Here is an 8388-nt window from a genome sequence, read left to right as displayed (position 1 = left end):
GTCAACATTTTCCTTAATAGCGGCATGTGCCTTTTCCTTGCCGTCACGATCGGAAATCTCATAGCAAAGAACGGAACGCACGCCGAAGTCTCTGGCAGCCTCTTCGATGGCGAAAAGGGATCCGGAAATCTCTCCGAAGGAAGCGTGGTGATCGAAGATGGTAGTTACTCCGTTCTTGATACATTCTAAATAGGTGGCTTCTGCGGAAAGTTTGGTTAAGTCGTTGTCCAGATTCCGGTCAATAGTCCACCAAAGTCCGTCCAAAATCTCTAAGAATCCGTTAGGAGCATAACCCTTGATGGATAAGCCTCTTGCCAAAGCAGAGTAGATGTGCTCATGGGTATTGATAAAAGCCGGGTGAATCACACCACCCTTTGCATCAATAAATTCCGCGTCTGCGTATTTTTTCTTTAATGTCTCAAAATCTCCTACTTCTACAATAGTGTTGTCTTCCCAAACTACTGCGCCATTCTCGAAAAAGCTGTTCTTTTCGTCTCTGGTGAAAAGACGTCCATTTCCGATTAAAAACATAGCTCAATCCTCCTTTTCTTTCTAAGAGCCCTTGGCTCAGTGCGAAAAATTGTATACAGTTTTTCCTAAAAAAATCGCTGTAAAGCCTTGAAAATTCTAGGGAAAAACAGATTTGATAGGATTTTATCATTCCCTGAAAACAAATGCAATGGAGAACAGAAAAAAATTTTGGAAGCTAAAAAATTTTTTGAAAAAACCATTGCAAAGTAAAAAAACCGTGTTAAGATAGGGGTGCATAAAAAATTTTTAGGTAGCGTATTTCGATGGATTTTGAAAGCACCAATTCAGGTAGAAAGGAGGGAAAATGGTAGAGGATAGCAGCTTGGAAATGCTTGTCAGTACGGCCCATGGAATAGCCAGACAGTTCGGAAAGGATTGCGAGGTTTGTATCCATGACCTTTCCGTAAAGGATTTGGAACATACCATCATTTTCATCATCAACGGACATGTGAGCGGAAGAAAGATAGGGGACGGCGCCTCAAAGGTGGTACTGGAAACCCTGGAAGCGATAGAAAAGGGAGACATCATTGTGGACCATCTGGGCTATCGTACTACTACCCAGGACGGCAGAATCCTAAAGTCCTCTACAGTTTTCCTGAAGGACAGCACCGGAAAATACCGCTGGGTTCTGGGCATCAACTATGATGTAACCGCACTGATGAATGTGGATGCGGCATTACAGTCCATCACCACGGTGGAGAGCCATGACAGTAACGGGGACGGACAGATTCCTTTGAACGTGAATGACCTTTTGGACAACCTGATTAATCAAAGCGTGAAGCGGATTGGAAAGCCGCCGGCTCTGATGAATAAGGAAGAAAAAATCCAAGCCATCCAGTTCTTACGGGACGCGGGAGCCTTCCTGATTACCAAGTCGGGAGACAAGGTTTCCAATTTCTATGGCATCAGCAAATTTACTTTATACAGCTATATTGACCAAAGCAAAAAGTAACAGTATAGTGGCGAAAAAAAGGAGGAATAGCCATGCAGGATTTAAAATGGAAAATTAATGAAATGCCAAAGACAGAGGACAAGAATCTTCCTCTTATGTCTATGGAAGAAGTAAAGAAGGCAAGAACCTTCCACGAGAGCTTCCCTCAGTACTCTGAGACCCCTCTTTGCAAGCTTCCCAATATGGCAAAATATCTTGGCCTGGGAAACATCTACGTGAAGGATGAGTCCTATCGTTTCGGCTTAAATGCCTTCAAGGTATTAGGCGGTTCCTACGCTATCGCTCGTTACATTGCCGAGGAAACCGGAAAGGATATTTCCGAGCTTCCCTACAATGTTTTAACCTCCGAGAAGTTAAAGGAAGAGTTCGGAACAGCAACCTTCTTCTCCGCTACCGACGGAAACCACGGAAGAGGAGTAGCCTGGGCGGCTAATAAGTTAAGACAGAACTGTGTAATCATCATGCCGAAGGGCTCTACAGAGACCCGTTTGAACCACATTAAGGCTGAGAATGCCAAGGCATGGATTTCCGATGTAAACTATGACGAGTGTGTAAGACAGGCTGCAGCACTTGCGGAGAAGGAAGAGCACGGAATCGTAGTACAGGATACAGCTTGGGAAGGCTATGAGAAGATTCCTGCATGGATTATGGAAGGTTATGGAACCATGGCGGATGAGGCTGCCGACCAGCTGGGAGAAAGACCCACCCACGTATTCGTACAGGCTGGCGTAGGTTCTCTGGCAGGTGCTGTAGTTGGATACTTCGCTAATCGTTACAAGGAGAACCCACCTATTATGGTTGTGGTTGAGGCTTCCGTTGCAGATTGTCTTTACAAGGGTGCTGTGGCAAATGACGGAAACATCCGCATTGTAGACGGAGACATGATTACCATTATGGCAGGACTTGCTTGTGGAGAGCCAAACATTACTTCTTGGGATATCTTAAAGAATCATGCAAAGGCATTTATCTCTGCAGAGGATATCGTTGCTGCAAGAGGAATGAGAATGTTGAACGCTCCGTTAAAGGGAGACGATCAGGTATTTTCCGGAGAGTCCGGTGCAGCAGGCTTCGGTGCATTGGCTGCCATCATGTTGCAGGATGACTTCAAGGATTTAAGAGAGAAGTTACAGCTTAACGAGAACAGTAAGGTGCTTTGCTTCAATACCGAGGGAGATACAGACCCTGAGCGTTGGAAGAACATCATCTGGGAAGCAAAAGAGAAGTAAGAAATCACTTCATTTGCAAAATAAAAAATAGTGCTACACCCTGTATAGTACAGGCTTACATATACTAAGGAGGAAAAATACTATGGGACAGTTAAGTAAGGAAGTTTTAGAAGAGATTAAGAAGAGAGCAGAAGGCTATAAGGCTGATATGACTGCTTTTTTAAGAGCAATCGTAAAGAACCCCGGAGAGTCTGCTGACGAGGCAAAGCACGTTGAGACCATCAAGAACGAGATGGAGAAGCTTGGCTTTGACGAAGTTAAGGTTGACCCACAGGGTAACGTAATGGGATTCATGGGAACAGGAAAGACCCTGATCTGCTTCGACGGACACATCGATACCGTAGGAATCGGAAACAGAGCAAACTGGAACTTCGATCCATACGAGGGATACGAGGATGACACCAAGATCGGTGGAAGAGGTGTTTCCGACCAGCTTGGCGGACCTGTTTCTGCAGTATATGCCGCTAAGATCATGAAGGACATGGGACTTCTGAACGATAAGTACCGTGTTATGGTAGTGGGAACTGTTCAGGAAGAGGACTGTGACGGTCTTTGCTGGCAGTACATCATCAACGAAGACAAGATTCGTCCTGAGTTCGTTGTATCCACAGAGCCTACAGACGGTGGATTATACAGAGGACAGAGAGGACGTATGGAGATCCGCATTGACGTGAAGGGTGTTTCCTGCCACGGTTCCGCTCCTGAGAGAGGAGACAATGCAATCTATAAGATGGCTGATATCCTTTCCGACGTTCGTGCATTGAACAACAACGGAGACACAGAGTCTACCGATATCCGCGGATTGGTTAAGATGTTAAATCCAAAGTACAATGAGCAGTGGAAAGAGGCTCGTTTCTTAGGAAGAGGAACTGTTACCGCTTCCGAGATCTTCTTCACATCTCCTTCTCGTTGTGCAGTAGCAGATAGCTGTGCTGTATCTTTAGATAGAAGAATGACAGCCGGAGAGACTTGGGAGTCTTGCCTTGAGGAAATCAGACAGCTTCCTGCAGTTCAGAAGTACGGTCAGGATGTAGTTGTTTCTATGTACAACTATGATCGTCCTTCCTTCACAGGTTGCGTATACCCAATCGAGTGCTACTTCCCAACATGGGTACTTCCAGAGGATCACAAGTTATGTACTTCCTCCGTTGCTGCTTACAAGGATCTTTTCGGTGAGAAGAGAATCGGTGAAGTGGATACAGTGGCTGAGAGAGAGCCAAGACCTCTTCTTGATAAGTGGACTTTCTCTACAAACGGTGTTTCCATCATGGGAAGAAACGGAATTCCTGTTATCGGATTCGGACCCGGAGCAGAGGCTCAGGCTCACGCACCAAACGAAATCACATGGAAGAAGGACTTGGTAACCTGTGCAGCATTCTACGCAGCTCTTCCACAGTACTACTGTGACTAAGCTTTAGAGTCTAAAGTGCAAATCAGTACTATACTTTTCGGCAAGTCCGGAGTAGAGGTGCAAAATAAGAATAAAGATTAAGCCATGGGGCTTTATCGGATAAACACATTTTTAAAGGAGATTAAAATGGATAAGAAGCAGCAGTTTGAAGAGTTAGTAAAGGAAATTAAGGGACTTAAGACTGACAAGATGTACTTAAACGATTTCTTCCTTACATGGGAAAAGTCTGATGATGAGTTAAAGGCAGTATGGGATGTTGCAGATGCACTCAGAAACTTAAGAGAGAGAAACATCTCCACAAAGGTTTTTGATTCCGGTTTAGGAATTTCTTTATTCCGTGATAATTCCACAAGAACTCGTTTCTCCTTCGCTTCCGCTTGTAACCTTCTTGGATTAGAGGTTCAGGACCTGGATGAAGGAAAGTCTCAGGTTGCTCACGGTGAGACCGTTCGTGAGACCGCTAACATGATTTCTTTCATGGCTGATGTTATCGGTATCCGTGATGATATGTACATCGGTAAGGGAAATGCTTACATGCACGAGGTTGCTGATTCTGTTGAGGCAGGACACAAGGACGGCGTTTTAGAGCAGAGACCTACTCTGGTTAACTTACAGTGTGATATCGACCACCCGACACAGTGTATGGCTGACGCTTTACACGTAATCCACGAGATGGGCGGAATCGAGAACTTAAAGGGTAAGAAGCTGGCTATGACTTGGGCATACTCTCCTTCTTACGGAAAGCCACTTTCCGTACCTCAGGGTGTAATCGGTCTTTTCACAAGACTTGGTATGGAAGTAGTTCTTGCTCATCCGGAAGGATATGATGTAATGAAGGACGTTGTAGACGTAGCAGAGAAGAATGCTAAGGAGTCCGGCGGATCTTTCAAGGTTACTAATGATATGAAGGAAGCATTCAAGGATGCTGACATCGTATATCCAAAGTCTTGGGCTCCATTCGCAGCTATGGAGAAGAGAACCAACCTTTACGGTGAGGGAGACACAGAGGGCATCAAGGCTCTTGAGAAGGAGCTTCTTGCACAGAACGCTCAGCACAAGGATTGGGCTTGTACAGAAGAGATGATGAAGCTGACCAAGGACGGAAAGGCTCTTTACATGCACTGCTTACCTGCTGATATCACCGGCGTATCCTGCAAGGAAGGTGAGGTTGACGCAACTGTATTCGATCGTTACAGAGACCCACTTTACAAGGAGGCTTCTTACAAGCCATACGTTATCGCAGCTATGATCCTTCTTGAGAAGTTCAAGGATCCTGCAAAGGTATTAGAGGAGTTACAGAAGCGCGGACAGGATAGAATCTTCGAAGCATAATTTATGCAGACAGATAGAACCTTTGAAGCAAAACGAGATATCGCACACTACGCGTGCGATACTCGTTAAGAATAAACGCTTAGAGGGAGAATGATATAGCGTCCCGATTTATTCGGGGCGCTATTCTTCCCTTACAAAGGATTTGAAAAGCCTATTTTTCCTGTTTCAGGAGTAAAAATTTTTATTGGAGAATAATTATGGGAAAGAAAATTGTTATCGCCTTAGGGGGAAATGCCCTGGGAAATAATTTGCCGGAGCAGATGGTAGCCGTAAAGACCACCGCAAAGGCTATCGTTGATCTTGTAGAAGACGGAAATGAAGTAGTAGTTGTTCACGGAAACGGTCCTCAGGTTGGTGTTATCAACAATGCTATGGGAGAGTTTGCTTCCGAGCATAATGAAGATCCGACTCCTCTTTCCGTATGTGTAGCCATGAGCCAGGCGTACATCGGTTATGATATCCAGAATGCCTTGAGAGAGGAATTCTTGAACAGAGGAGGAAAGGTACCTCCAGTAGTAACCGTAGTAACTCAGGTTCGTGTAGATAAGGATGACCCTGCTTTCCAGAATCCTACCAAGCCAATCGGTCGTTTTATGACTAAGGAAGAGGCTGAGGCTGAGGCACAGAAGAGAGGCTGGAATATTAAGGAAGATGCAGGACGTGGATATCGTCGTGTAGTTGCTTCTCCAAAGCCAAAGGAGATTGTAGAGCTTTCCGCAATTAAGGCTATGTCCGATGCGGGAGAGCTGGTAATCTGCTGCGGTGGTGGCGGAGTTCCCGTGGTTTCTGAAGGAAAGCACCTTGCCGGAGCCGCTGCGGTTATCGATAAGGACTTCGCGGCAGCCCTTTTGGCAGAGAGTTTGGAAGCAGATATGCTGATTATCTTGACTGCTGTAGAGAAGGTTGCTATCCGTTACGGTAAGCCGGATCAGGAGTGGTTAACAGACCTTTCCGTAGAAGAGGCTCAGAAGTATGCAGACCAGGGCGAGTTCGCTCCCGGATCCATGCTTCCAAAGGTACAGGCTGCTATCCAGTTCGCTTCCGCTAAGAAGGGAAATGAAGCTATGATTACCCTTTTGGAGAAGGCAAGAGAAGCATTACAGGGTAAGACAGGAACCAAGATTACCAAGAAGTAAGAAGAAGCTTTCAACTGAAAGTCAAGGAGATGTAAAAAATCAATAAATTTTTCTAAGTAATATAGGTCTGAATGCGGACTCAAACTACCCCGCATTAGACCTATATTGCCGAAAAATTATATTTAAATTGATTTTTACAGCTCCTTTTTTGTTTCATTATGAAAATTTTAGAACTATGAATGTAGAAATAAACAATGGTCGATAATAAACTGTGGTAGAATTTTTCTTCTAAAAAGAGAGTTAGACTAAGGCTTTTGAGTAGATTATGGGACTAAGCCTTTTGACTAAGAACTTAGGATAAGTATGTAAAGTGAGAGTTTAGCGTAAACCATGAAACCGAGACGCTAGAGTAAGGGTTAAGGGAGGGAAGATGAGTCAGAACACATTTTTAATGGAAGAAGCCAATCGTTGTTTGTTATGTAAGAATCCACGATGCTCCAAGCATTGTCCTGTAAATACCTCTATTCCGGAGGTTATTGCGTTGTATAAGCAGGGAGAGTTGAAGAAGGCGGGAGAAATTCTTTTCGAGAATAACCCTCTTTCCGCCATCTGCGCTTTGGTCTGTGAACATGAGAAGCAGTGTGAGGGAAATTGTATTCGGGGAGTGAAGGGGATTCCTATTCCCTTCTATAAGATGGAAGAGGAGATTTCTTTAAAATATCTGGAAGAACTCCATTTTGAAAAGGGTGCGGAGAATAAGGAGCGTATTGCGGTAATCGGTGGTGGCCCTGCCGGAATTACCATTGCTCTTCTGATGCAAAGAAAGGGCTACAAGGTAACCATTTTCGAGTCTCGAAACAGAATCGGCGGTGTACTTCGTTACGGCATTCCGGAGTATCGTCTTCCGAAATATATCATTGATCTCCTGGAAAAGCATTTGCTGGATCTGGGGGTAAAGATTCGTCCCAACATCCTGATCGGACCGGTGCTTTCTCTGGATAAGCTTTTTGAGGACGGTTATGCCGCAGCCTTCATCGGTACCGGTGTATGGAATCCGAGAACCATGGGCATCAAGGGAGAAAGCTTTGGAAATGTGCATTTTGCCATTGACTACTTAAAGTCTCCGGAGACATATCATTTAGGAGAAAATGTTGCTATCATCGGTGCGGGAAATGTGGCCATGGATGCTGCCAGAACTGCAAAAAGAAGCGGCTCCAGAGCCACCATCATTTACCGTAAGGGCATGGAAAATATGACTGCCAGCAAGAAGGAAATCGCTGAGGCGGAGGAGGATGGCGTAGAATTTCTGCTTCATCACTCTCCGGTGGAAATTACGGACGAGGGCATTATCCTGAAGAAGCAGGAAGAGGGACAGCCGGAAGAAGAAGTCTTCTTTAAGGCAGACAGCATTATCGTAGCCATCAGCCAGAACCCCAGAGCCAACATTGTTTCCAACACTACAGATTTGGAGACCAACAACTTAGGCTTACTGCTTACGGATGAGAAGGGGCATACGACGAAGGAAGGAACTTTTGCTTCCGGAGACGTGGTAACCGGTGCCAAAACTGTAGTGGAAGCGGTGCATCAGGCAAAGATTGTAGCGGAGGAAATGGAAGCCTACTGTGAAGCAAAGAAGAATATGACGAAAACTGCCGCAGAAAGTGCTTCCTAGTTTAAGGGTAAAATCAAAAAAGGACTGTAAAAATAAATTTTCTAAGCAATATAGGTCTGAAATTGGGGCACGCTCTCGCTAGCTTCGCCTCGTAGCGGATACTAAGCGAAAAACTTCGTTTCACTTGTTTTTCGCAAGTACCGACGGGCTCAGACTACCCCGTATTCAGACCTATATTGCCGAAAATT

General features: G+C 45.0%; 7 protein-coding genes. 6 read left to right on the top strand and 1 reads right to left on the bottom strand.

The features are described 5' to 3' along the window. A partial coding sequence (locus ACO4PX_RS06545) for an amidohydrolase family protein (protein ID WP_485572035.1) occupies positions 1-531 on the bottom strand: 531 nt, incomplete at its 3' end. Positions 532-835: 304 nt separating this feature from the next. Here ACO4PX_RS06545 and ACO4PX_RS06540 point away from each other — a divergent pair. The 6 genes from ACO4PX_RS06540 to ACO4PX_RS06515 all read left to right on the top strand — a co-directional run bounded on the left by ACO4PX_RS06540 (position 836) and on the right by ACO4PX_RS06515 (position 8200). Continuing rightward, complete coding sequence (locus ACO4PX_RS06540) at positions 836-1483, top strand: helix-turn-helix transcriptional regulator (protein WP_308580291.1); 648 nt, start codon at positions 836-838, stop codon at positions 1481-1483. Between the two features lie 32 nt (positions 1484-1515). Then, positions 1516-2709, top strand: coding sequence for a diaminopropionate ammonia-lyase (dpaL, locus tag ACO4PX_RS06535; RefSeq protein WP_304070480.1), 1194 nt, complete (start codon positions 1516-1518; stop codon positions 2707-2709). Positions 2710-2791: 82 nt separating this feature from the next. Next, a complete protein-coding gene (locus tag ACO4PX_RS06530) occupies positions 2792-4120 on the top strand; it encodes a YgeY family selenium metabolism-linked hydrolase (RefSeq protein WP_485572034.1) in 1329 nt (442 codons plus the stop codon). Positions 4121-4246: 126 nt separating this feature from the next. Beyond that, on the top strand, positions 4247-5452 hold the full coding sequence (gene ygeW / locus ACO4PX_RS06525; RefSeq protein ID WP_314637192.1) for a knotted carbamoyltransferase YgeW: 1206 nt from the start codon (positions 4247-4249) through the stop codon (positions 5450-5452). A 197-nt stretch (positions 5453-5649) separates the two neighbouring features. Further along, positions 5650-6588, top strand: a complete 939-nt coding sequence (gene arcC, locus ACO4PX_RS06520) for a carbamate kinase (RefSeq protein ID WP_308580293.1) — start codon at positions 5650-5652, stop codon at positions 6586-6588. Positions 6589-6958: 370 nt separating this feature from the next. Further along, entirely contained in the window at positions 6959-8200 is a 1242-nt protein-coding gene (locus tag ACO4PX_RS06515) for an NAD(P)-dependent oxidoreductase (protein WP_485572033.1), read from the top strand. Positions 8201-8388 lie beyond the last annotated feature (188 nt).

The sequence above is a fragment of the Oribacterium sp. genome (genome assembly GCF_057249185.1).
Note: the sequence above shows the minus strand (reverse complement) of the source record. Positions and strands in the feature narration are given on the sequence as shown.

Excerpts from the sequence above, each read along its gene's own strand:
- ACO4PX_RS06540 (WP_308580291.1), top strand. The coding sequence starts at position 836 with ATGGTAGAGGATAGCAGCTTGGAAATGCTTGTCAGTACGGCCCATGGA.
- dpaL (WP_304070480.1), top strand. The coding sequence starts at position 1,516 with ATGCAGGATTTAAAATGGAAAATTAATGAAATGCCAAAGACAGAGGAC.
- ACO4PX_RS06530 (WP_485572034.1), top strand. The coding sequence starts at position 2,792 with ATGGGACAGTTAAGTAAGGAAGTTTTAGAAGAGATTAAGAAGAGAGCA.
- ygeW (WP_314637192.1), top strand. The coding sequence starts at position 4,247 with ATGGATAAGAAGCAGCAGTTTGAAGAGTTAGTAAAGGAAATTAAGGGA.
- arcC (WP_308580293.1), top strand. The coding sequence starts at position 5,650 with ATGGGAAAGAAAATTGTTATCGCCTTAGGGGGAAATGCCCTGGGAAAT.
- ACO4PX_RS06515 (WP_485572033.1), top strand. The coding sequence starts at position 6,959 with ATGAGTCAGAACACATTTTTAATGGAAGAAGCCAATCGTTGTTTGTTA.